Origin of the sequence: Streptomyces sp. NBC_00846 (assembly GCF_045207325.1) — a bacterium.
In the GTDB taxonomy this organism is placed as follows: domain Bacteria; phylum Actinomycetota; class Actinomycetes; order Streptomycetales; family Streptomycetaceae; genus Streptomyces.
This window is the reverse complement of record NZ_CP108846.1, coordinates 7,248,556-7,269,683: the sequence shown is the minus strand read 5'-3', so window position 1 is coordinate 7,269,683 and position 21,128 is coordinate 7,248,556. Positions and strand designations below refer to the sequence as shown.

The following is a 21,128-nucleotide window of genomic DNA, read 5'->3' as shown; positions in this document are numbered from 1 at the left end:
CGAGAGGGCCCGATACCTGCAGACACGTGGAAAAGCTGGGCAGACCAGCGGACACCCGACACCCGAAACCACCGGTCAACTCCGCGAGGACCAAAAATCCGCCGAAACCCTCACCCCGAAATCCACCCGGTGGATCCAGGCTGAGTGGACGTCACCCATGTTCGACCCCTGGATCACGAGGGACTCGAACGGGTGGACTCCATCATTCTCTGGCTGCTGGCCGCCTCCGGCGTGCTGAGCATCTTCCTATTCGTCGCCCGGGGACTGCTCGACCAGCTGCCCGAAATCATCGTCGCCTGGCGCAAGGTCCAGCGGATGTACCAGAGTGCTGACCGGAACGTCGACGACTCGACGGGCACTGACGTATGAGATGGCCTGGGAGCGATCTACGGGCTGGGCCCGCATCTCTACCGGGAGGTGTGACCTGACGATCAGGGAACGACGACAGCGCATCGAGCAGGGAACGCGACCGTCTGACCGTGTCGTTGGTCCACCCAGCGAGGAGCGTTCGTGACGACACGTCGGAGTGACCGCGGTACCCCCGAACCACAGACACGTGGGACGAGGTCAGGCCGCGGCTATGGCTGGGCGGTCACTTCTGGGCCAGCCCTGACGGCGATGTGCAGACCGCCGTTGTCGGTGGTGAATTCGCCCTGATCATCAGCCTGTTCACCCGACCAGGCCACGGACCGACCCCGGACTCGATCACCTGATCGGTGAGATCCCCGACGGTCCACTCACGGTTGAGCAACTCCGCCGCATCACCGCACCAAGACGTCAGACCAGTTCACTCCCCCAGGCGCCGGTAGTCCAAAGCCCCGGCCGAAGGCGCTGCTATGGAACTGGCCCTGGGTGCGCCGCGTGAGCCCGTGCGCGCGGTATGACCCGCAGTGAGTTTCAAGACTTCGCCCGTGCCGCCCGCATCGTGGCTAACGCATCCTCGTCTGCTTCCGCCACGCTGCCCTGGCGGTAGGTTTCAGGATCTCCCTCCACGCTGCTGGCGTCTCATCGAAACGGACCGCCTCAACGGCAGGCGAGCGGGAACGAATGTCCGGGCTTATCGATCTGCACCGAACCGCCCGCAGGGCAGCTCTTCTTCGCCCAGCATTGGTCCATGGACATGGTCGACTTGAGTGCAGTCGCAGCCCTTCTCTCCGTTCCCACTGCCGTAGTTGCAGCATGGTGGACCAAGCGCAGCGCAGAAAGCGCAACGTCTGCCGCGCTCCTCGCCGGGCGTATCCAGGCCGACACTGCCATCGCGGTGGTGCAGACCCAGAGCTTCCTCGACCGGGATCAGCAACGGCACATTGCACTCGACAGCGCGTGCATGGAGTTCCTGAGTGTCTACGACGCCCTGGTGGGTGTCGTGAAGCGACTCCCGAGTCTCGATCACGACGAACGCCAAGCGCTCGTGGCCAAGCACGCTATCCCGGTGGAAACCCGCTACGCCTCACTGGAGCTGCTTGCTCCTCCTGATGTCCTTACAGCCGCAGAATTCCTTCTCTCGCAATGCCGCCTCTTGGAACGCTGCGCGCTCGATCGCGCGGTATTGCGCGCGACGATCAGCGCGCTGGAGGCAGGTTGGTGCCCCGGCGACCCAGAAGACTGCACCGACGATAGTCATAGCGAGGCGTACGTAGCCTGGGAATTTCTCGTCGAGTGGGCACGCAAGGACGAGGAGGGAAGAAGGCATGACCGGGATCTTCTGGACTGCTGCCTCCGCAACAGCGCCACCCTCACCGAAATGCAGGTAACTCAGGCTCTCTCTCTTGTCGACCGTTGCCCGGCCATGTGGGACCAACTGATCGGTGGATGGGTCCGGGACCCGCTCATCGAACGCGTCGAATCCCACCGTAAGGATTTCGTCACTGCCGCCCGCGCAGCCCGCCTCACAGCACCGCCGGGCACCCTGCCCAGCGACCTTGAACGGTCGAGTTCTCCGCCTCGCCGCAACTGCGCAGCGTGACGGAGTGACGGCATGTCATCGCAACCCGCACACCGGGAACCCCCGCCGGCACCAGCCGACGGGGGCGTTTCTCTCACACGCGTCTCACCAACTGCATAGACGCGCCTGGACCACAGTGAGCTGACCTGGCCATATGCGCCTCACCTGGACCACTTTGGACCGCACAAGACGCGATCTACAACCTGTGCCATGTGGTACCCAGGGAGGGGCCAACCACCAGGATCGGCGCGTCTCCCGGCCCGTCAACGCGGTGTCGCAGGGTTTCGATCACCGTCTCACCCACCCGCCGACGCTCTCATGCATGACTGGGTCCTCGTCGCCGGGGCGAACCGAGCGGCTCGTTCCCTTTTCGGAAGGCCCAGACCCAGTCATCTCGTGCGGCTCCGGGGAGCCAAGGATGTCGGCATTGTGGGGTCGCCACAATGCCGCGCCTCCCGTAGATGGCATCCCCCACCGCCATGGAACGGGCATAGTCACCAGCACGGCCACTCCACCACTACGAGCCAGCGCGGGCCCCGACTACGTGGAGCCGACCCGCTCACCACAGTCAGCCGACCAGCTAGAACCCAAGCTACCAGCCCCTGACGCGCCGTCAGTAAAGTCAGCATTGAGTCAGCATTAGGTCTACCAAAGCTGCTTACACACGACCACACCTTGGAATCCCGGGCGCGTGCGACGGAAGCCTCCACCGTGACGAGGGACCGATTCCGCTTCTGCGTAAGGGGCCCAGCTGCCGCGACCACGAGTGCACAGGACCTCACTCACATCAATGCAGCTCAGCGCACCCTTCCTCGCGATTTAAGCGCCACAGACGGCAGCTGGGGAGCGGACATCCGACCTCCGTCGTAGCCCTCCACTTCCCCGAACCGGGCACTAGTCATCCAGTCCGCACGAGCCTGTGCGATATCCTCATGAGACCGCCCGATGAAGTTCCACCACATGACGATCTCCTCCTCGAAGGGCTCGCCACCGAGGAGCATGAGGCCCGCGTCGGTGTCCGCACGCAAGGGGAGCTCGGTACGGCCGCAGCCGAGGTAGAGCATGGAGCCCGGAAGCATGGGTACGCCGTCGACCTCGGCCTGGCCGGACATCGAGAGCACCGCGTACTCGAAGTCGGGGTCGAGCGGCAGACGGGCCTCGGCGTCGGCGGAGAGGGACAGGTCGGCGCCGACGATCGGGGTGTACGCGGTGCCGGGCGAGGTGGCGCCGTCGAGTTCACCCAGGATCAGGGTGGCGGCGAGGCCGGCGGCGGTGACGGTCGGCAGTTCGGTGTGGTGCTGGAAGTGCGGTTCGACGTGTCGGTGGGCTTCCGGCAGGGCCACCCAGAGCTGGGCGCCGTGCAGAAACCTCGCGTGGGACTTCGGGCTCTCCTCGGAGTGACTGATGGCCCGGCCGGAGGTCATCAGTCCCAGCTCGCGCGGGCGGATCGTACGCAGGCTCCCGAGGCTGTCCCGGTGCAGGACCTCGCCATCATGGAGCCAGCTGACCGTCTGGAGGCCCATGTGAGGGTGGGGCGGCACTTGCATCCCGGGTTCGCCGGCGATGTCGTCGGGACCGTAGTGATCGACGAAGGCCCATGCGCCGACCATCCGGCGGCCCAGATTGGGCAGCAGTCTGCGGACCTCGGTGGACTCACCCAGCTGGACACGGCGAGGGGTGAGAAGTTCGCGTACGGGCTCGGCGACGACGAAGCCCCGTCCTCCGCAGACGGAGAGTGCGGCCTGGCGATCGAGATTGCTCATGACGCTCAACCTATTCCCGTGGGGGTCCGAGGTGCCGGTACCCACGCCAAATATTTAGTGGAATATTCAACCAGTGTGCCATGTTCCGGTGACTGGAGCATGGCTGAGACGGGAGCGCGGCCGAGTGTGTGGCCGGGTCAGTGGCAGGGCGGGTCCCGGAACGATCCGGGGGCAATCCGTGAACGAGGAAGTCAGAGGTCAAGTGAGCGACAACTATTTCGAGTTCGGCACGGCCGCCGACCGGTGGGACCGTGCGCAGATGTTCTTCGAGGCGAAGGAGTACATGACCGCGGCCCGGATCCTGGAAGGGCTCGTCGAGGAAGTACCGGAGCAGGTCTCCCCGCGGCTGCTGCTGGCGCGGGCCTACTACCATTCGGCCCGGCTCGGCAGGGCCGAGACGGAGCTGCGGGCGGTTCTGGAGCGCGACCCGGTGGAGCCGTATGCCCGGCTGATGCTCGGCCGGACGCTTGAGCGCCAGGGGCGGAGCGCGGAGGCGACGGGTCATCTGCGGATGGCGGCGGCGTTCTCCGGGGACTTCGACGTCGACGCGGACCGGAGGACCGGCGGATGACGGACGCGGGCCGGAGGCCCGAAAGCTGGCGGACGCGGGCCGGAGGACCGACGACTGACGGTCGCGAGGGGCCTCAGCGGTCGCGAGGGGCGTTCGATTGTTGCGCAGGTCCACACTTCGCTCGGCGGCGTACCGCGCCGCTTCGGCGACCCGGTGGGCATCACAACCACATCGACCCCGCCGCAGGACTCCTCGGCCGTGTCGAAGAGGGCCGAGACCGCGACCTCGTCGGCGACGTCGGCGCGGAAGGCGATGGCCCGGCCGCCCGTCGCGTTGATCGCTGCCACCGCCGGCTCGGCCTCGGTCCGGTTGCCCACGTAGTCGATGACGACCGCGAGTCCGTCGGATGCCGGCCGCTCGACGCTCTCGCGGTGGATGCCCCGGGATCCCCCGTGACGATAGCTGCCCGGAGTGCGGCGGTGGGCTGCTCGCTCATGACGGTGGCCCCCGTTTCAGGTGGGCCGGTGCGCTCCATAACCCGATGAGTGCAGCGCTGGCAACGGTGCGCCGGAAAAGCTACCCACCCTCGGCAGCAGCGCCATGCACGGCGCTCCCCCAGGCCCGGAAGGCCCCGGAGCCCCGCAACCGATCCCGTCCCGCCGCGCACCCGACACTCCTCTGGACAATCCGGATGCCGTTCGCCCGCCCCGCGTGATACTTCACTCGGTCATGACCGACCTTGAGACTCCCCGCCTCCTGCTCCGTCTCCTGAGCGCCTCCGACGCCCTGCACGTGATGGCCGGCAAACCCGGAGACGGTGCCCGCTGGGCGCCCGGATACCCGTCCCCCGGCGAGATGGCCGCGGCCGAGCGCTTCCTCGGCGCCTGCGCGACGACGGGTGATCCCAGCCCCTTCGGTTCGTACGAGATATGCCGGCGCGAGGACGGAGTGGTGATCGGCGGGCTGGGGTTCCATGGCGCCCCGGACGAGAACGGACACGTCACGATCGGCTACGGCCTCGTTCCCTCGGCGCAGGGAATGGGATACGCCTCCGAGGCGCTGCGCGCGCTGCTGCTGTTCGCCCGCGATCAAGGGGTGAGCTGCGTACACGGTGACACCGACCTGGACAATCTCGCGTCCCAGCACGTCATGACAGCCGTCGGCATGCGCCTGGTGAAGGAGGACGCGCAGCTGAAGCATTACCGGATCGACTGGAGACAGCGGGCCGAGGAGCGGTGAGTCCGTGCCCGTCGGTCCCTCCCGGCGTGGCTGCGCGGGGCAGGACGGCGGAACCCGCCGGGGAGGCTCCCGGCGGGTTCCGATGTCTTCTGGTGCTGCGTGGTGCGTGGTGCGTGATGCGTGATGCGCGGTGCGTGGTGCGTCGGTCAACCGGCTGCCGTGGCCGCGCGGTTCGCCGTACCGTTGCCGGTCCTGATGGTGTCGGTTCTCGGTATGAGGAGCCGTTCCGTCAGGTGGCCGAAGACGAGACCGAAAGTGATCCAGAGGGTGGCCTGTACGGCGAGGGTGGCGAGGCGGAACTCCCACAGCAGGGCGGCCGGGAAGTCCCTTCCGACCTCATTGAACGAGGGCAGGAACGCGTAGGCGAGTCCGATCACGACGACGTAGGCGGCAGACGCGGCGATCGTCGCGTTCCAGTTGCCCAGGCGGGAAGCCAGCCGCCTGCCGAGGATGACGGCGGCGACGGCCAGCAGCACGCTGAGGACGACCATCAGGAAGAACAGGGCGGTGCGTCGGCCGATGGTGTCAGGGTTGCCGACGGCCGGCGGGTTGGCCGGGTACTTCAGGAACGGCACAACGTACACCGTCAGCAGGGCCGCACCCGCGATCAGGGCGGCCGTGGCCCGTGGGCCGAATCTGCCGATCCGGCCGAGAGCGAAACAGAAGACGAGGGCGGCGATGCCGCCGATCGCCACACCGAAGACGAGCACACCGGTGGCAAGGCCGGCGGTGGACTGCATCGTGCGGCTGACGAGTTCCTCGCCGCCGCCGTGATCATGGCTGTGCGTCCCTTCGAGAGCGATGGCCGCGTCCACCCGGGACTCGCCGAGGAAGTAGGCGACGACCAGAGCGAGCGCGCCCGCGGCAAGGCCGGCCAGCATGCCGCGCACGAGCAGGGCTCTGACAGATATGGAGTTCATGAGGATTCCCCTGGATCGGACGGTACGTCAGTGGCAGGGGAAACCGAGGAGGTGACGACCGTCGTGGACCCACTCGTGGACACCTTCGCCGGAGATGACCGCGGTGGCGCCCTGCTCGGCGCCGACGAAGTAGAGCAGTACGAGCATGAGGATGCCGAAGAAGACCGCCCAAGGGGCAATGGCCTTCAGGGAGATGGGAGTGATCGCCGGTACGGCGGTGGCGGGGGCAGCACTCTGTGCCATGGCAGAACCTCCTGAGGGAACACGCGTCCCGATCGTGGTGCCTGAGACGAAGGTGCTGGGTCTGACTTCCCGTACAGGTACGGGTTCACAGTGGCGCGACCGTGCCGGATTCTCACCGGACTTCCGTCACACCTTCGTCGTGTTCGTCGGACGATACCTCCTGGAAGCGGGCGCGGCCATGGCGCCGTCGGCGGGGCCGGAACGCCCGGATGCCATGGTGTGCGCACACGAGGGGCCATGGTTCGAGGAGTTGGATCCGCTCATGACGGTACAGGTGATGTTGATCTCACCGGCGTTCAACGCCGCGCTGCGCGAGGCCCGTTTCGACGGCGACGCTCCGCTCGACGCGGCCGGGGTCCGGCAGGCCCGGGCCGCGGCGGCTGCGGTGCCCGAGGCCGACCGGTGCGTGCGCGGGCCGTCCGAGCGGTGCGCCGGGACGGCCGACGCGTTGGGGCTGCGCGCCAAGCCCGAACTCGCTCTGCGCGGCTGGGACATGGGCCGGTGGAGCGGACAGCGGCTGGCGACGGTGAGCGGGAGTGAGCCCGACGCGGTGGCGGCCTGGATGACCCATCCTTCGGCGGCTCCGCACGGCGGCGAATCGTTGCTGGAGTTCTGCGCCAGGGTCGGCCGCCTGCTGGACTCCCTTGAGTCCCGGGACGGCAACAGGGGCGGCCGAGTGCTGGGGGTCGTCGAGCCCGCGGTGGTGCGGGCGGTGATCGTACGGGCACTCGCTCTGCCGGCGGAGGCGTTCTGGCGGCTGGATGTCGCCCCGCTGACGCTGACCGGGCTCAGCGGCCGGTCCGGACGGTGGAACCTGCGCTGCGGTCAGCCGCTGTCCCCGGCTCCGGGTACCGGGTCTTCTCGGTCCGCCGCCATGCCGTGGACCAACTGAGGGGCCAGGGACCGCGGTCAGCACCTGGTCTGGTGGTGCAGCTGGTTCGCCCGGTCCACCTACAGACGCGTCGTAAGAAGGAACCCGGTGGGAATCCGGGACTGCCCCGCAGCCGTGAGTGGGAACGACAGCCGTCATCGAGCACTGGATCCGACACGGGCTCCGGGAAGCGACGGAGGTGGCGGAGGCGGCGGCGAACACCGCTGTTCGCCCGGGACGGGGCGGGCCGGACCCTATGCGTCGCGGTATGCCTCCAGCAGGCGCAGCCAGATCTCGCTGATCGTCGGGTAGGCGGGGACGGCGTGCCACAGCCGGCCGATGGGGACCTCGCCCGCCACCGCGACCGTCGCCGAGTGCAGCAGCTCACCGATGCCCGGTCCGACGAAGGTGACACCGAGCAGGACCTCCCGGTCGAGGTCCACGATCATGCGGGCGCGCCCGCGGTAGCCGTCCGCGTACAGGCCGGCGCCCGCCACCGCCGCGAGGTCGTGATCGACGGCGCGTACGCGGTGGCCGGCCTGTTCGGCACCGGCGAGGGTGAGGCCGACCGAGGCGGCCTCGGGGTCGGTGAAGACGACCTGGGGGACGGCCGCGTGGTCGGCGGTGGCCACGTGGGCGCCCCAGCGGTCGGTCTCCAGCAGCGGCACTCCCGCGGCGCGGGCGGCGATCGCGGCGCCCGAGATGCGCGCCTGGTACTTGCCCTGGTGGGTGAGGAGCGCCCGGTGGTTGACGTCGCCGACGGCGTAGAGCCAGGTGGTGCCTTCGACGAGGCAGCTGTCGTCGACGGTGAGCCAGGAGCCGGGCGTGAGGCCCACCGTCTCCAGGCCCACGTCCTCGGTGCGCGGGGCGCGGCCGGTGGCGAAGAGGATCTCGTCGGCCTCGATGCGCTCGCCGTTGTCCAGTTCCGCGACGACCGGCCCGTCCGGGACCGTACGCCGTACGGAGGTCGCCGAGACTCCGGTACGGATGTCGGCGCCCGCCTCGGTCAGCGCCTGCGCGACCAGTTCGCCCGCGAAGGGTTCCATCTTCGGGAGGAGCCCCTTGCCGCGGATCAGCATCGTCACCCGGGCACCGAGGGCCTGCCAGACGGTGGCCATCTCCGCCCCGACCACGCCGCCTCCGACGATCACGAGGCGGCCGGGCACCTTCTTGGCGCTCGTCGCCTCCCGGCTGGTCCAGGGACGGGCCCCGTCGACGCCGGGCAGGGCGGGGACGACGGCGCGGCTGCCGGTGCAGACGGCGACGGCCTGCCGGGCGGTGAGCCGGTGCACCGTGCCGTCGGGGGCGGTGACGGAGACGGCCTTCTCGCCGGTGAGCCGGCCCCGGCCGCGGTAGATGTCCGCTCCGATGCCCTCCAGCCAGGCGACCTGTCCGTCGTCCTTCCAGTGCGAGGCGAACGCGTCGCGGCGGGCGAGGACCGCCGCCGCGTCGAGCGGTCCCTGGACGGCGTCGCTCAGGCCGGGCAGGCGTCGGGCGTCGGCGCGGGCGACGACCGGCCGCAGCAGGGCCTTGCTGGGCATGCAGGCCCAGTAGGAGCACTCGCCGCCGATGAGTTCCGTCTCGACGACCGCCGTGCTCAGCCCGGCGGCACGTGCCCGGTCGGCGACGTTCTCACCGACCGGACCTGCTCCGATGACCACTACGTCGTATTCGGCGTTCAGGGAAGCTGCTGTCATGGGAACAGTCTGATCGCGGGTGTGCGCGGCGGCCACAGGGGCAGGCGGAATACCGCACGTACCGGCACGGTTGTGCCGGACAGGTCCGAACGGGCAGAGGAAGAGGTAGCAGAGTATGAGCACCGTTGAGCTCACCAAGGAAAACTTCGATCAGGTCGTCAGTGACAACGACTTCGTCCTGATCGACTTCTGGGCTTCCTGGTGCGGCCCGTGCCGGCAGTTCGCACCGGTCTACGACGCGGCGTCGGAGCGTCACGACGACCTGGTCTTCGCCAAGGTCGACACCGAGGCGCAGCAGGAGTTGGCGGCGGCCTTCGAGATCCGTTCCATTCCCACGCTGATGATCGTCCGGGACAATGTGGCGGTGTTCGCTCAGCCGGGGGCGCTGCCGGAGACGGCGCTGGAGGATGTCATCGGACAGGCCAGGAAGCTGGACATGGACGAGGTCCGCAAGTCCATCGAGAACCAGCAGAAGGAGCAGTAGGCTCCACGCGCGCATGAGCGGGGTGAGTGGCCCGCCCGGACCGCGGACGCGGACCGGGCGGGCCACTTTCCGTGACGTCGGCGGCTTGCGCGGCCTCAGTCACCTGCGCTGCGGTCGGCGCTGCTGTCGGCGTCGGTGTCGGCGCTGCTGCCTGCGTCACCGTCGGCGTTCTTCTCCTTGATCCGGACCGACAGGCCGTAGTCCAGCTCGGCGCCGTCGACCAGCAGGGCCTCGACCGCGTGCGTCGCCGGGTCGATGTCCGCCACGATGCCTTCACCCGAATAGCGGGGGTAACCCGACGCGCCCGTCTCGCCGGTCGCCGCCACGACCGCCGAGCGGATGGCACCACTGCTCCCGGCGGCCTCGGTGGTGTCCTCGACGTGTCCGGGGACCAGCAGGATCTCGTAACTCTGCGGATGGCTCATGGTCATGACGCTAGGCAGGCGGCGCGCGGTGCGCACGTTGCCGCGCTGCCGTGCCGTGCGGACCGGGCGGCTCAGCTGGACTCGCGGTGGACCGTCCTGGCCCGCAGCAGGTCGTGGTGCTCGGGGTCGCCGCCGGGGTGCCGCACCAGCCGGTGGACGAGATCCGCCGGCGACTGTGCGGCGGCCATCTCCAGCCGTACGCTGCTGAGCCGGGGACGCAGCAGCCTGCCGAGCATCAGGTCGTCGGCGCCGATCACGGCCGTCTCGCGGGGCACCTCGATGCCCGCGTCCTGAAGAGCCCGCATGAGGAGCATGGCGTATGCGTCGTTGTACGCGAAGACCGCGTCGAGGCCCAGGGTGCGCCACCGGGCGGCCAGCCGGTCGGCCGACTCCTCCTCGTACCGCAGCGGCAACGGTTCGATGGCGGCCCCGTGGCTCTGCGCGGCCTGCCGGGCCCCGGTCAGCCGGGGTTCGGCGAGCAGGCCGAGGCCGCCTTCCTCGGGCATGATCACGCCGATGCGACGCCGGCCGCGCGCCAGCAGATGCCCGATCGCGACGCTGCCGACCTTCCGCTGGTCCATGAGCAGCGCGTGGGCGCCGTCCACCGGTCGCGGGCCGAGGGTGATGACGGCCTTGGCTCCGGCTCGTCTGAGGACGGATATGCCCTGCGGGGTGAGGGCGATCGTGCCGGGTGCGATGACGGCGACGGGACGGAGTTCGGCCCAGGCGCGGGGTACGTCGTCGGCGTCGAGACCGGTGCTGCCGTACTGGACCACCGTGTAGTCGAGGCGGCGCAGGCCGGTTTCCAGTTCGTGGAAAAAGCGTTGGTGGAGCGGGTCGGCCGGGAAGTTCACGGTGGGCAGCACCACCATGCGGGTGTGTCCCGCGCGCAGGCTGCGGGCCGCCGCGTGCGGTACGTACCCCAGTTCGGCGGCGGCCTCCCTGACCCGGCGCCGGGTGGGCTCGCTGATCCGCACGGTCGCGATGTCGTTCAGTACGTAGGACACGGTGGCCCGGGAGACTCCGGCAAGCCGTGCCACGTCGGCACTGGTCGGCACGGGGCCTTCGGTGGACTGGTTCGGTAACTGGCTCATGGCGTCGGGCAGTCTTCCAGACCTGTGCGGCGTGGGTACGCTCCGGGTCATGGATGGCTCCTCGATGGTGGGACTGCTCCGTCGGGTGACCGGAACGGTGGGGCCGGGGCTGGTCGGCGAGGTGCTCGTACGGATCCGGGACGGCGCCGAGCACTTCCTCGCGCATCCTGCCTCGGCGAAGGCCCGCATCGAGGTGGGCACGGTGGTGACGGTGATCGAGCATCTGCCATCCCGCACGGTGTATGTGGCGCGCGCGTACGGCAGTTGAGGATGCCGCGGGAGAGGCTTCGCCCTCTTCGTGGTCAAGAGTGCGGCCAGGATCCGCACGACGGCCTGTTCAAGCTGATGTGGCGCGTGGCCGAGCCGAACGAAGCACTGGTCATCTCCGGTTCCAAGTACAAGGCCGAGGGGCTCGGGCAGGGCATGGGGTTCCGGATCGTCACCGGCTCGCCGCTGTCGCGGAGGTCAACCGGGTCAGGACGGCGGCGCTCGCCGAGGCCGAGGCCACGAAGGCGCGCGGCGCCGCCGCCGCGACGGCGACCAGGGTGATGGGTGAGGCAGAGGCCGCCGCGAACCGGGCCAAGGGGCTCGCGCCGGCCGGTCAGGCCGGTCAGGCCGGTCAGGCCGACGGTACGCCTTCCTGACGGGTCCGGGCGGCCGTGGCCGGTGCGCGCCCCTCGGCCTGGGGCGGGCACCGTCCACCGCTCCGGTCTCCGAGTCGAGCGGCCACAGGGCCGTGTCGAGTACGGCTGCCGGACGGGGACGGCGCGCGGACGCCCGTTGCGAACCGGACCGTGAACCTCGATGCGAACCTCCGGTAGAGCTTCACGGTGAGGCCGTGTCAGGAGGTGTGTACGGTGCGGGTGAGGTGCCCGGTCCTGCGGCCCGTTCACCGGACCCGCTCCACGAAATGGGCCGTACACGTCCTACGGTGTGGGGATGAGCATCCAGCACCGTGACCGAAGCACCGACAGCCCGGCCGGATTCCCCGGCCGCACCGGACCCTGCGCGACCTCCGAGGCCGACCCGCGCGACGTGGGCCCGGTCCGCACCGCGTACGCCCCCGACCGGGACGGCGACCCGGACCCCGGCGAGATCGTCTGGACCTATGTGCCGTTCGAGGAGAACGACGGGCGTGGCAAGGACCGTCCGGTACTGGTGGTGGCGCGGGAAGCCGTGGGCACGCTGCTCGCCGTGCAGTTGTCGAGCAAGCAACACGACGGGGACCACGAGTGGGTGGCGCTCGGGGCCGGTCCGTGGGACAGCTCGGGCCGTCCGTCGTGGGTCGATCTGGACCGGGTGCTGCGGTTGCACGAGGACGGGATGCGGCGTGAGGCGTGCGCGCTGGACCGGGACCGGTTCGATCTGGTCGTCGGCCGGCTGCGGGAGCGCTACGGCTGGAGCTGACCGTCGAACGTCCGGTCGAAGGCGGACCGGGTGGCGGAATCGGGGCTGCGGTCGAGGATGCCGAAGACGATCTGCTCGAAATGCCCGGCGAACCGGCCGCCGTCCAACAGCAGCGCCCGGAACACCCAGGCCACCTGCGCCGGGTCGTTGCGGAACACGCCGCAGCCCCAGGCGCCCAGCACCAGCCTGCGGTACCCGCGAACCGCCGCGACCTCCAGCACCCGCTCGGCACGGGACGTGAGCGCGGCGGGGATGCGGTGGGCGTCCTCGGGGGTGCGGCCGCGGATGACTCCGGCATTGGGTGCCGGGGAGGTGAGGAAGCCCGCGGTGTACGGGGTGTCGAGCAGCCGTCCCCGGTCGTCCCGGAACACCGGCACCCCGGGTGAGTGAATCACCCGGTCGGTGTAGAAGGCGCTGCGTTCCGCGCGGTGGTGGGCGTAGTAGTCGGGAGCGCGCAGCAGCGTGGCGTACAGCGCAGAGCCCCGGCACAGCGCCTCTTCCTGGGCCTGTGCGCCGTTGAGGTATCCGCCGCCGGGATTGCGGGCGGAGGCGTAGTTCAGGACGGCGACCTTGCCGGGCCCCTCACCGGTCATCCGGTGCGCCGCCCGCAGGCTGCTCTCGCCGGTGACCTCGATGACCGGTGTGCGGTCGGAGTCGAGTGCGGCGACGGGCACCGGCTCAGGGCCGTACAGCCTGGTGCCCGAGAGTGCGGCGGTCAGCGCTCGTTCGATGCTCACCTCGCGCCCCTCGGGCGTGCGGTAGCGGCCGGCCTCGACAATGGCCTCCGTCTCTCGCGCGATGCCGCGCAGCCGTGCGCTCATCGGCACTCCTCCGTGTGGTGCATACGGGGCATGCTCGGCCCTCCAGCGGCATGGATGCAACCGGATTTCCGACGCACAGGGGCACTCTTGTGCGATCCCCCCGCGAGGGTTTGGGTGGTAAGGACGAACCGAGCAGAAGGAGGCCCCGGCATGTCATCCGACACACCCGGCGACCACGGTCCGCCCGGCCTGCCCCCGCCCCTGGGCGAGGCCGAAGCCGAGGATTTACTGCGCTGCATCTGCTTCAAGACCGGTCCGCCCCGCACGGTCGGCGTCGAACTCGAATGGCTCATCCACCACCGGGATCAGCCCCGCGTCCCGGTCCCCCACCACCGTCTCGACGCTGCCGCCTCCCTCCTGCGGGCCCTGCCCCTGAACGCGGCGCTCACCTTCGAACCCGGCGGCCAGCTGGAGCTCAGCTCGCGCCCCGCCGACTCCCTGATGGCGTGCATCGATGCCACGGCCGCCGATCTCACCGCCGTACGTGACGCCCTCGACCGGGTGGGACTCGCACCGGCCGGTCTCGGCGTCGATCCGTGGCATCCGCCGCGCCGTCTGCTGCACGAGCCCCGCTACGACGCCATGGAGGTCTCGCTCGACCGGTCGGGACCGGCGGGCCGCGCCATGATGTGCACCACCGCGTCCGTCCAGGTCTGTCTGGACGCCGGAGAGGAGGAACCCGGTCCGCTCGGCTACGGGCGGCGCTGGCAGCTGTCCCATCTGCTGGGCGCCGTGCTGGTCGCGGTCTTCGCCAACTCGCCCTTCCAGTACGGCCGCCCGACACCGTGGCGGTCCACCCGGCAGTCGCTGTGGGCCGGCCTCGATCCGTGGCGGTCCCTGGCACCGCCCGGCCATCTGCCGCCCCGCGACGCCTGGGCCGCGCATGTTCTGGACACCCCGGTGATGTGCATCCGGGACGACGACGGGCCGTGGGCCGTGCCGGACGGGCTGACCTTCCGCGACTGGATCCGTACCGGCGGGCCCAGAGCACCGGTGCGCGCCGATCTCGACTACCACATCAGCACCCTCTTTCCGCCCGTGCGCCCGCGCGGACACCTTGAGCTGCGCATGATCGACGCGCAGCACGGCGCGGACGGATGGCTGGTGCCGCTCGCCGTCACCACCGCCCTGTTCGACGATCCGGAGGCCGCCGAGACCGTGTACCGCACCGTCAAACCGCTGGCCGAGACGGCCGGGCCGGGCCCGGCACCGCGCAATCGGCTCTGGGAGGCCGCCGCCCGCGACGCCCTGACCGATCCCGAACTGCGGGCGGCCGCCACCACCTGTTTCGCACTCGCGCTGGAGGCGCTGCCCCGGATGGGAGCAACCACGGCCGTGCAGGAAGCGGTGGCGGACTTCAACGACCGATTCGTCGCCCGGGGCCGTTGCCCGGCCGACGATCTTTCCGAACTGCTCGCGCTCGACTCGGCCTGCGGTTCGGACCACCACTTCGAGGGGCCCCGCTCATGACCGACTCCCCCGCACCCGACGCATCCGGTCCGGGCGGTCCGACCGGGCCGGACGAGACGGACACCGAGGCGCTCCGCCGGCGCGCCCTCGCCGCGCTGCTCACCGCTCGGGAACGCACGACGCTTCTCACCGAAAGTGTGGACGACCACGAACTGACCGCTCAGCACTCGCCGTTGATGTCCCCGCTGGTCTGGGACCTCGCGCACATCGGCAGTCAGGAGGAACTGTGGCTGCTGCGCGGGGTGGCCGGGCGGGAGGCGATGCGCCCGGAGATCGACGGGCTGTACGACGCCTTCGAGCATCCCCGCGCGGCCCGCCCCTCGCTGCCGTTGCTGGCACCCGCCGAGGCCCGGGTCTACGCAGCGGAGGTACGCGACCGGGCGCTGGACGTGCTCGACGGCACGACGCTGCGCGGTGACCGTCGGCTGGTGCGGGACGGGTTCGCCTTCGGCATGATCGCCCAGCATGAACAGCAGCACGACGAAACGATGCTGATCACCCATCAGCTGCGGTCCGGTCCTGCGGTCCTGACCGCGCCCGTTCCGCCCGGCGCCACCGACGCGGCCGGCCTGCCCGCCGAAGTCCTGGTCCCGGCCGGACCGTTCACCATGGGAACGTCCACCGAGCCGTGGGCCCTGGACAACGAGCGTCCCGCGCATGTGCGCGACGTACCGGGCTTCTTCCTCGATACGACACCCGTCACCTGCGGCGCGTACCAGCGGTTCATCGAGGACGGCGGCTACACCGAGCGGCGCTGGTGGGCCCCCGAGGGATGGGCGATGGTCCGTGAGCACGAGCTGACCGCTCCGCTGTTCTGGCACCGGGATGCCGGTCAGTGGCTCCGCCGCCGCTTCGGAGTGACCGAGACGGTGCCCGACAACGAACCGGTGCTTCATGTCAGCTGGTACGAGGCGGACGCGTACGCGCGCTGGGCCGGACGCCGGCTGCCCTCGGAGGCGGAGTGGGAGAAGGCGGCTCGCCACGACCCCGTGTCGGGTCGTTCGCTGCGCTATCCGTGGGGCGAAGAGGACCCGAGCCCCGAGCGGGCCAACCTGGGCCAGCGCCATCTGCGGCCCGCGGGAGCGGGAGCGTACGCCGCGGGCCGGTCGCCACTCGGCGTACGGCAGTTGATCGGTGACGTGTGGGAGTGGACGTCGAGCGACTTCGAGCCCTACCCGGGCTTTTCGGCGTTCCCGTACCGCGAGTATTCCGAGGTCTTCTTCGGGCCGGCCCACAAGGTGCTGCGCGGCGGTTCGTTCGCCGTGGATCCCGTGGCGTGCAGGGGGACGTTCCGCAATTGGGACCTGCCGGTGCGGCGCCAGATCTTCTCCGGCTTCCGCACCGCGAGGGATCTCTGATGTGTCGTCATATCGCTTATCTGGGGCAGTCTGTGGCTCTCGGTGAAGTGCTGACGCGACCGCCGCACAGTCTGGTGCGCCAGTCCTGGGCGCCCAGACACCAGCAGCACGGGACGGTCAACGCCGACGGCTTCGGCGTCGGCTGGTACGCGGACGATGACCCGGTGCCGGGACGCTACCGGCGTGAGGGCCCCGTCTGGGGCGACCAGACGTTCGCGGATCTGGCCCGAGTGGTGCGCAGTACGGCGCTGCTCGCGGCGGTACGTGATGCCACCGAGGCGGGCGCGGACGGTGAGGCGGCGGCCGCGCCGTTCGCCGCCGGACGGCTGCTGTTCAGTCACAACGGCATGGTGCGGGGCTGGCCGGATTCCCTGGCACCGCTCGCCGATGCGCTGCCTGCGGCGGAGCTGCTGGCCCTCACCGCCCGCTGCGACTCGGCCCTGGTCTGGGCCCTCGTACGCCATCGTCTCGCCGACGGTGACGAACTGCCACAGGCCGTCGCCGACACCGTGCAGGACGTGGCGGCCGCGGCGCCTCGGTCGCGGCTGAATCTGCTGCTCGTCGACGGCGCCACGATCGTGGCGACGGCCTGGGGCGACACCCTGTGGTACCTCACCGAGCCGGGACTGCGCACGGTCGTGGCCTCGGAGCCGTACGACGACGATCCACGCTGGCGCTCGGTCCCCGACCGGACGTTGCTGACCGCGACCCGCACCGAAGTTCTGCTGACCCCGCTCAAGGAGCCCACGGAGTGAGTCCCTTTCTGCTGACCCGCACCCTGCCGGTGGACGCGACGGACGCGGCGCTGCGCGCCGATGTGCTGCATGGCCTGACCCGGCATCCGAAGACGCTGCCGCCCAAGTGGTTCTACGACGCGCACGGCAGCGAACTGTTCGAGGAGATCACCCGGCTTCCCGAGTACTACCCGACCCGCGCCGAGCGCGAGATCCTGATCGACCGCGCCGAGGAGATCGCGGCGGCGTCCGGGGCGCGGACCCTGATCGAGCTGGGATCGGGATCGTCGGAGAAGACCCGGCACCTGTTGGACGCGCTGCCCGAGCTGCACAGTTACGTACCGGTCGATGTCAGCGAGAGCGCACTGCGCGGCGCCGCCGAGGCCCTGCTCACGCACCGGCCGGATCTCTCCGTCCACGCGCTGATCGCCGACTTCACCGGCGGTCTCGCGCTGCCGGGCACGCCGGGGCCGCGGCTGATCGCGTTCCTCGGGGGCACGATCGGCAATCTCCTCCCCGACGAGCGGTCGGTGTTCCTGAAGTCGGTGCGGTCGTTGCTCTCTCCCGGCGACGGGTTGCTGCTCGGCACGGATCTGGTGAAGGAAAAGGAGGTGCTGGTCGCCGCGTACGACGATGGGGCCGGGGTGACGGCGGAGTTCAACAAGAACGTACTGAGAGTCGTCGACCGGGAGTTGGGGGCGGACTTCGACCCGGCCGACTTCGATCACGTGGCGCTGTGGGACCCGGAACGGGAGTGGATCGAGATGCGGCTGCGGGCCCGTGCGGCGCTCACGGTGAAGATCCCGGATCTGGATCTGGTGGTGCCCTTCGAGGCCGGTGAGGAGTTGCGCACGGAGGTGTCGGCCAAGTTCCGCAAGGAGGGAGTCCGGGCCGAACTGGTCGCGGCCGGAATGCGGTTGGACCAGTGGTGGACGGATTCCGCAGAACGGTTCGCGCTATCGCTGGCGACGGCAATCTGAGCGGGACGGCCCGGGGTGGCTCGGGGCACCCCGGGCCGGACGCCTGCCGGGATCGGAACAGAGGCGCCTGTCCCGGCATCTGCCCATGGGTCCATGGGTTCACCGCAGTTCGGTGAGTGCGAGGAAGTGGCGCAGATAGCTGGGGTCGGTGCGGCACAGCGACATCAGCACGTACAGGTCGGCGACGTCGAAGTCGGGGTCGTACGCAGGTGCTCCGCAGACCTGGGCGCCCAGTCGCGGATAGCCGCGGAGAAGGGGCGGGAGCGTGGCGAGTCCGGTGGGCACGCTCCTCGCCCCGCGGTGGTGGGCTGCCAGAGGCGGTGGGGAGTGACCCAGTGGTCCTCGGGTGCCAGGTGTTTCGTCCGTACGTCTCCCATGCCCCGTCCGCGACGGGTGCACAACTTCCGGTCCAGCACCTTGTTTTGACGGACTGGGCACGATTGATTTAGCGACGTGAAGTTCCGTGGGTGTGCCTGGCTGGGTGTGCGTCATGTGTGTGAAGCGATCCGGGACGCCAGGTGTGGCGTCGGCATTCGGGGCCCCGTATCACCCGAGTGATGGTTCGGGGCCTCCCCGTCGCCTCTGGCCACACCCGCATGGCCAGGTCGTAGGGATTCCGCCCACCTGGGACGGACCGCATACGTGATATGCGTCGCCGAACAGGACGGGAAAGCGGAGGACCAGTGCGCCCAAGACCGTTCGGGGCGTGCCGGTGAGACAGGACGCGCTCCTGCTCACCGCCCAGGAACGGTATCGAGCAGCAGTCGGCCAGCCAGTTGTGTCCGGTGCGTTGCCTGCAGAGGGCGATTCCGGCCCAGAGCAGCGCGATGGGTGCACCCCGGCGCGGCAGCAAGTGTCCGCCGCGCCGGGCACACCCGGTTCAGCTGCCCGCCGCGCCGCGGGACCGCCCGGTTCAGCTGCCCGCGAGCAGTGCGGTGATCTTCTCCGAGGCCGCCTTCGCCTCCTTCCGCGGGTCGCCGCCCTGAAGGGCCGCCGTCATGTACGGCTTGATCGGGTTGTCGGCCTCGACACTCGCCCACTGCGGCGAGTTGGGCGTCGCGCGCCCCTTGGTGGCGCCCCGGGCCATCGCGGCCGTGCCCTCCTGGCCCAGGATGGCACGCGCGAGGTCAGGCTTGTTGGGCACGTAGCTCATGGCCATGGCGAGTTCTTCCTGCCACTTCCGGCCGGCCAGTGCCTTGATCACGTCGATGCCCGCGGCGCGCTGTCCCGCCTTCTCGGGGACGATCAGATCGGATCCGCCGGTGAAAACGGAGCCGGGGGTCTTGGCGGTCTTTCCGGGGATCGGGAAGTAGCCCAGTTTTCCCTTGAGTTCGGGGTTCAGCTGCTCGATCTGCGCGGCGGCGCCGGGCACCGAAATGATCTGAGCGACATCGCCCTTGGCGAAGACCTTGGCCTGCGGGGGCTTTTCCTCGTCCGCGTTCTTGGGGCCGTCCCCGAGCGCCTGGAGTTCCTTGTAGAAGCTCATGCCGCGCAGTGCGCCGGGGCTGTCCAGGGCGCCTTCCCACTCGCCGCCCCTGTCGTCGGCCAGTTGGCCGCCCTCGTCCCAGATGAATCCGGAGAGGACGTACCAGTTCTGGCCCGCGAGGTAGATGCCCTGGTTGCCGTTCCGGTTCAGCTGTTCGCTGTCCGCGATCCATTCGTCCCGGGTCTTCGGCGGGGTCTTGATTCCGGCCTGTTCGAAGAGGTCCTTGTTGTAGATCACCACTCGATTGGCGGCGTACCACGGGACTCCGTACTGGACGCCGTCGACGCTGCCCGGCTCGGCAAGACCAGGCAGCCAGTCCTCGCTGCCGAGGTCGCGCACGGACTCCAGGGTGAGGTCGCGCAGCCCGCCGCTCTCCGCGTACTGGGCGACCTGGGTGTTTCCGACCTCGATGACGTCCGGGGTGTCCTTGCCCTGGAGCGCATCGATGACCTTCGGTCCGATGCCGGTCCAGCTCTGGATCTTGAAGTCGAGCCGGACTGCCGGGTGCTCGTCCTCGTAGGCCTTCGTGAAGCGCTTGAGGAAATCTGCGGACACGCTGTTCTTCATCAGCCAGATCGTGACCGTCTTACTGCCGGACGAAACCGAGCCCGGGACGAATCCGCACCCGCCCAGCGCACAGGTGGAAACGAGCGCGACGGCTCCGACAAGTATGCAGTTCTTCACCAGGTTCACCTTCTGTGAAACGGCACGACGAATTCCAGAACCCGGTGTGGGGGACTGCGGGCGGTGCTCGCACGGGCGTGGCTGGATTTTGGTATGGACCATTGCTGCGGTCAAGGCCCGTTCACCGCAGATTCTGCACACCGACCTCTCGCGCACCCGGGCCAGGTGGGGCACCGTGGTAGGGACGAGAGGAGACATAAGATGTCAAATCACACCTACCGAGTCACCGAAATCGTGGGAAGCTCCCATGAAGGCGTCGACGACGCCATCCGCAGAGGCATCGCAAGAGCTTCGGAAACGTTGCACAATCTCGATTGGTTCGAGATCACACAGGTTCGCGGAGAGATCAAGGACGGCCGAATCGAGCACTTCCAGGTGGGCCTGAAAGTGGGCTTCCGGCTCGACGAGCCGAGCTGATCCGGCGCGACCCGCCGCGCCCCGGCCGCGACCGGCCCCACGCCGAATTCAGGTACGGCCCTCGCGCCCCTGAGCGTCCCTGAGTACGGGCGACGCCTTCGCCCAGCGGGCCCGGACCACGGCGAAGCCAGCCAGCTCCGCCGCATCGCAGACGAGTTCGTCGTCGTCGACCAGCATCCGCACCTCACGCTCCCGGCCCAGCCGCTCCAGGATTTCCAGCTTGGCGTGCCGGGCCGGCCTGCGGTCGTCGTTGCGGCGCATGTACAACCGCCCCTCGGGCAGCCCCTGTTCCCCCAGCCAGGCCACGGCGTCCCGGCGGCACCGCTCGGGCCGTCCGGTGAGACACCGGACCTCGCACTCCACGGCGCTGCTCAGCACCAGCCGTACGCCTTCGAGAAGCGGCGGGTCGTCGACGGCGGCGGAGAAGAAGCCGTTCCAGTCACGCCGCCGCCCCTCCAGGAAGTACTGCCGATGGCCGCTGTCCGCGAGCGTGCCGTCCAAGTCGAATACGGCCAGGGGGTGTCGTTCTTCACACCCAGTGTCCTGTGCGAGAAACTACGCGTCCACACGTCCGGACGC

22 protein-coding genes, 2 pseudogenes and 2 riboswitches are annotated in these 21,128 nt (G+C 69.6%); of the genes and pseudogenes, 13 read left to right on the top strand and 11 right to left on the bottom strand.

From position 1 onward, the window contains the following. The first annotated feature begins 192 nt into the window (after positions 1-192). Positions 193-369 carry a hypothetical protein gene (locus tag OG936_RS33225; protein ID WP_383971436.1) on the top strand — a complete coding sequence of 59 codons (177 nt, stop codon included), beginning with the start codon at positions 193-195 and terminating at the stop codon, positions 367-369. Between the two features lie 745 nt (positions 370-1,114). Then, positions 1,115-1,966: a hypothetical protein gene (locus tag OG936_RS33220; protein ID WP_406499614.1), complete on the top strand. Its 852-nt coding sequence runs from the start codon at positions 1,115-1,117 to the stop codon at positions 1,964-1,966. A 776-nt stretch (positions 1,967-2,742) separates the two neighbouring features. On the opposite strand, the gene OG936_RS33215 is transcribed toward OG936_RS33220, so the two are convergent. Then, entirely contained in the window at positions 2,743-3,708 is a 966-nt protein-coding gene (locus tag OG936_RS33215) for a pirin family protein (protein ID WP_406499613.1), read from the bottom strand. 202 nt (positions 3,709-3,910) lie between these two features. Between OG936_RS33215 and OG936_RS33210 the strand changes: the two genes are divergently transcribed. Further along, positions 3,911-4,279, top strand: coding sequence for a tetratricopeptide repeat protein (locus OG936_RS33210; protein ID WP_406499612.1), 369 nt, complete (start codon positions 3,911-3,913; stop codon positions 4,277-4,279). 149 nt (positions 4,280-4,428) lie between these two features. Here OG936_RS33210 and OG936_RS33205 read toward each other — a convergent pair. Beyond that, a pseudogene (locus tag OG936_RS33205) lies at positions 4,429-4,715 on the bottom strand (SDR family NAD(P)-dependent oxidoreductase); the annotation flags it as partial. A 233-nt stretch (positions 4,716-4,948) separates the two neighbouring features. Between OG936_RS33205 and OG936_RS33200 the strand changes: the two are divergent. Next, positions 4,949-5,458, top strand: coding sequence for a GNAT family N-acetyltransferase (locus OG936_RS33200; RefSeq protein ID WP_406499611.1), 510 nt, complete (start codon positions 4,949-4,951; stop codon positions 5,456-5,458). Positions 5,459-5,604: 146 nt separating this feature from the next. Here the strand turns inward: OG936_RS33200 and OG936_RS33195 are convergent, their stop codons facing one another. Beyond that, a complete protein-coding gene (locus OG936_RS33195; protein WP_406499610.1) occupies positions 5,605-6,378 on the bottom strand; it encodes a CbtA family protein in 774 nt (257 codons plus the stop codon). A 27-nt stretch (positions 6,379-6,405) separates the two neighbouring features. Then, entirely contained in the window at positions 6,406-6,621 is a 216-nt protein-coding gene (locus OG936_RS33190; protein WP_189540289.1) for a CbtB-domain containing protein, read from the bottom strand. Positions 6,622-6,624: 3 nt separating this feature from the next. Beyond that, positions 6,625-6,773, bottom strand: a riboswitch (adenosylcobalamin (AdoCbl) riboswitch). A gap of 110 nt (positions 6,774-6,883) precedes the next feature. On the opposite strand from OG936_RS33190, the gene OG936_RS33185 reads away from it, so the two are divergent. Further along, positions 6,884-7,513, top strand: coding sequence for a histidine phosphatase family protein (locus OG936_RS33185; protein WP_406500709.1), 630 nt, complete (start codon positions 6,884-6,886; stop codon positions 7,511-7,513). Between the two features lie 79 nt (positions 7,514-7,592). After that, a riboswitch (cobalamin riboswitch) is annotated at positions 7,593-7,731 on the top strand. 15 nt (positions 7,732-7,746) lie between these two features. On the opposite strand, the gene OG936_RS33180 is transcribed toward OG936_RS33185, so the two are convergent. Then, positions 7,747-9,189, bottom strand: coding sequence for a dihydrolipoyl dehydrogenase family protein (locus OG936_RS33180; protein WP_406499609.1), 1,443 nt, complete (start codon positions 9,187-9,189; stop codon positions 7,747-7,749). A 115-nt stretch (positions 9,190-9,304) separates the two neighbouring features. Between OG936_RS33180 and trxA the strand changes: the two genes are divergently transcribed. After that, a complete protein-coding gene (gene trxA / locus OG936_RS33175) occupies positions 9,305-9,673 on the top strand; it encodes a thioredoxin (RefSeq protein ID WP_383754838.1) in 369 nt (122 codons plus the stop codon). Between the two features lie 95 nt (positions 9,674-9,768). Here trxA and OG936_RS33170 read toward each other — a convergent pair whose 3' ends face one another. Both OG936_RS33170 and OG936_RS33165 read right to left on the bottom strand, forming a co-directional pair. Next, positions 9,769-10,098 (bottom strand): hypothetical protein, encoded by a 330-nt coding sequence (locus tag OG936_RS33170; protein WP_406499608.1) that lies wholly within the window; start codon positions 10,096-10,098, stop codon positions 9,769-9,771. A 71-nt stretch (positions 10,099-10,169) separates the two neighbouring features. Continuing rightward, the gene (locus OG936_RS33165; RefSeq protein ID WP_406499607.1) at positions 10,170-11,192 is read right to left on the bottom strand and encodes a LacI family DNA-binding transcriptional regulator; all 1,023 of its coding nucleotides are present in this window, start codon (positions 11,190-11,192) and stop codon (positions 10,170-10,172) included. 49 nt (positions 11,193-11,241) lie between these two features. Between OG936_RS33165 and OG936_RS33160 the strand changes: the two genes are divergently transcribed. Both OG936_RS33160 and OG936_RS33155 read left to right on the top strand, forming a co-directional pair. Beyond that, positions 11,242-11,460, top strand: a complete 219-nt coding sequence (locus tag OG936_RS33160) for a hypothetical protein (RefSeq protein WP_406499606.1) — start codon at positions 11,242-11,244, stop codon at positions 11,458-11,460. A 671-nt stretch (positions 11,461-12,131) separates the two neighbouring features. After that, entirely contained in the window at positions 12,132-12,599 is a 468-nt protein-coding gene (locus OG936_RS33155) for a type II toxin-antitoxin system PemK/MazF family toxin (protein WP_266750814.1), read from the top strand. On the opposite strand, the gene OG936_RS33150 is transcribed toward OG936_RS33155, so the two are convergent. Then, complete coding sequence (locus OG936_RS33150) at positions 12,584-13,420, bottom strand: TIGR02452 family protein (RefSeq protein ID WP_406499605.1); 837 nt, start codon at positions 13,418-13,420, stop codon at positions 12,584-12,586. The two genes, OG936_RS33155 and OG936_RS33150, sit on opposite strands and share 16 nt — an antisense overlap. A gap of 150 nt (positions 13,421-13,570) precedes the next feature. On the opposite strand from OG936_RS33150, the gene egtA reads away from it, so the two are divergent. From egtA to egtD, 4 genes are read left to right on the top strand one after another with little or no spacing between them, the layout of a single operon-like run. Then, positions 13,571-14,890 (top strand): ergothioneine biosynthesis glutamate--cysteine ligase EgtA, encoded by a 1,320-nt coding sequence (egtA, locus tag OG936_RS33145; protein WP_406499604.1) that lies wholly within the window; start codon positions 13,571-13,573, stop codon positions 14,888-14,890. After that, positions 14,887-16,248 carry an ergothioneine biosynthesis protein EgtB gene (egtB, locus tag OG936_RS33140; RefSeq protein ID WP_406499603.1) on the top strand — a complete coding sequence of 454 codons (1,362 nt, stop codon included), beginning with the start codon at positions 14,887-14,889 and terminating at the stop codon, positions 16,246-16,248. The genes egtA and egtB overlap by 4 nt, the downstream gene beginning before the upstream one ends. Beyond that, positions 16,248-17,003 carry an ergothioneine biosynthesis protein EgtC gene (egtC, locus tag OG936_RS33135; RefSeq protein ID WP_406499602.1) on the top strand — a complete coding sequence of 252 codons (756 nt, stop codon included), beginning with the start codon at positions 16,248-16,250 and terminating at the stop codon, positions 17,001-17,003. The genes egtB and egtC overlap by 1 nt, the downstream gene beginning before the upstream one ends. Continuing rightward, entirely contained in the window at positions 17,000-17,962 is a 963-nt protein-coding gene (egtD, locus tag OG936_RS33130) for an L-histidine N(alpha)-methyltransferase (RefSeq protein ID WP_406499601.1), read from the top strand. Before egtC ends, egtD begins: the two co-directional genes overlap by 4 nt. 99 nt (positions 17,963-18,061) lie before the next feature. On the opposite strand, the pseudogene OG936_RS33125 reads toward egtD, so the two are convergent. Both OG936_RS33125 and OG936_RS33120 read right to left on the bottom strand, forming a co-directional pair. Beyond that, a pseudogene (locus tag OG936_RS33125) lies at positions 18,062-18,345 on the bottom strand (GNAT family N-acetyltransferase); the annotation flags it as partial. Positions 18,346-18,875: 530 nt separating this feature from the next. Beyond that, positions 18,876-20,132, bottom strand: coding sequence for an extracellular solute-binding protein (locus OG936_RS33120; protein WP_406499600.1), 1,257 nt, complete (start codon positions 20,130-20,132; stop codon positions 18,876-18,878). A 201-nt stretch (positions 20,133-20,333) separates the two neighbouring features. Here OG936_RS33120 and OG936_RS33115 point away from each other — a divergent pair, with 201 nt between their 5' ends. After that, positions 20,334-20,549 (top strand): dodecin, encoded by a 216-nt coding sequence (locus tag OG936_RS33115; RefSeq protein WP_266750802.1) that lies wholly within the window; start codon positions 20,334-20,336, stop codon positions 20,547-20,549. Between the two features lie 48 nt (positions 20,550-20,597). Here OG936_RS33115 and OG936_RS33110 read toward each other — a convergent pair whose 3' ends face one another. Continuing rightward, on the bottom strand, positions 20,598-21,065 hold the full coding sequence (locus tag OG936_RS33110; protein ID WP_406500708.1) for a hypothetical protein: 468 nt from the start codon (positions 21,063-21,065) through the stop codon (positions 20,598-20,600). Between the last annotated feature and the right edge of the window lie 63 nt (positions 21,066-21,128).

What these genes read in the sequence shown, in the direction of transcription:
- OG936_RS33220 (WP_406499614.1), top strand. Translation starts at nt 1,115, where the DNA reads ATGGACATGGTCGACTTGAGTGCAGTCGCAGCCCTTCTCTCCGTTCCC.
- OG936_RS33215 (WP_406499613.1), bottom strand. Translation starts at nt 3,708, where the DNA reads ATGAGCAATCTCGATCGCCAGGCCGCACTCTCCGTCTGCGGAGGACGG.
- OG936_RS33200 (WP_406499611.1), top strand. Translation starts at nt 4,949, where the DNA reads ATGACCGACCTTGAGACTCCCCGCCTCCTGCTCCGTCTCCTGAGCGCC.
- OG936_RS33195 (WP_406499610.1), bottom strand. Translation starts at nt 6,378, where the DNA reads ATGAACTCCATATCTGTCAGAGCCCTGCTCGTGCGCGGCATGCTGGCC.
- OG936_RS33190 (WP_189540289.1), bottom strand. Translation starts at nt 6,621, where the DNA reads ATGGCACAGAGTGCTGCCCCCGCCACCGCCGTACCGGCGATCACTCCC.
- OG936_RS33185 (WP_406500709.1), top strand. Translation starts at nt 6,884, where the DNA reads ATGACGGTACAGGTGATGTTGATCTCACCGGCGTTCAACGCCGCGCTG.
- OG936_RS33180 (WP_406499609.1), bottom strand. Translation starts at nt 9,189, where the DNA reads ATGACAGCAGCTTCCCTGAACGCCGAATACGACGTAGTGGTCATCGGA.
- trxA (WP_383754838.1), top strand. Translation starts at nt 9,305, where the DNA reads ATGAGCACCGTTGAGCTCACCAAGGAAAACTTCGATCAGGTCGTCAGT.
- OG936_RS33170 (WP_406499608.1), bottom strand. Translation starts at nt 10,098, where the DNA reads ATGAGCCATCCGCAGAGTTACGAGATCCTGCTGGTCCCCGGACACGTC.
- OG936_RS33165 (WP_406499607.1), bottom strand. Translation starts at nt 11,192, where the DNA reads ATGAGCCAGTTACCGAACCAGTCCACCGAAGGCCCCGTGCCGACCAGT.
- OG936_RS33160 (WP_406499606.1), top strand. Translation starts at nt 11,242, where the DNA reads ATGGATGGCTCCTCGATGGTGGGACTGCTCCGTCGGGTGACCGGAACG.
- OG936_RS33155 (WP_266750814.1), top strand. Translation starts at nt 12,132, where the DNA reads ATGAGCATCCAGCACCGTGACCGAAGCACCGACAGCCCGGCCGGATTC.
- OG936_RS33150 (WP_406499605.1), bottom strand. Translation starts at nt 13,420, where the DNA reads ATGAGCGCACGGCTGCGCGGCATCGCGCGAGAGACGGAGGCCATTGTC.
- egtA (WP_406499604.1), top strand. Translation starts at nt 13,571, where the DNA reads ATGTCATCCGACACACCCGGCGACCACGGTCCGCCCGGCCTGCCCCCG.
- egtB (WP_406499603.1), top strand. Translation starts at nt 14,887, where the DNA reads ATGACCGACTCCCCCGCACCCGACGCATCCGGTCCGGGCGGTCCGACC.
- egtC (WP_406499602.1), top strand. Translation starts at nt 16,248, where the DNA reads ATGTGTCGTCATATCGCTTATCTGGGGCAGTCTGTGGCTCTCGGTGAA.
- OG936_RS33115 (WP_266750802.1), top strand. Translation starts at nt 20,334, where the DNA reads ATGTCAAATCACACCTACCGAGTCACCGAAATCGTGGGAAGCTCCCAT.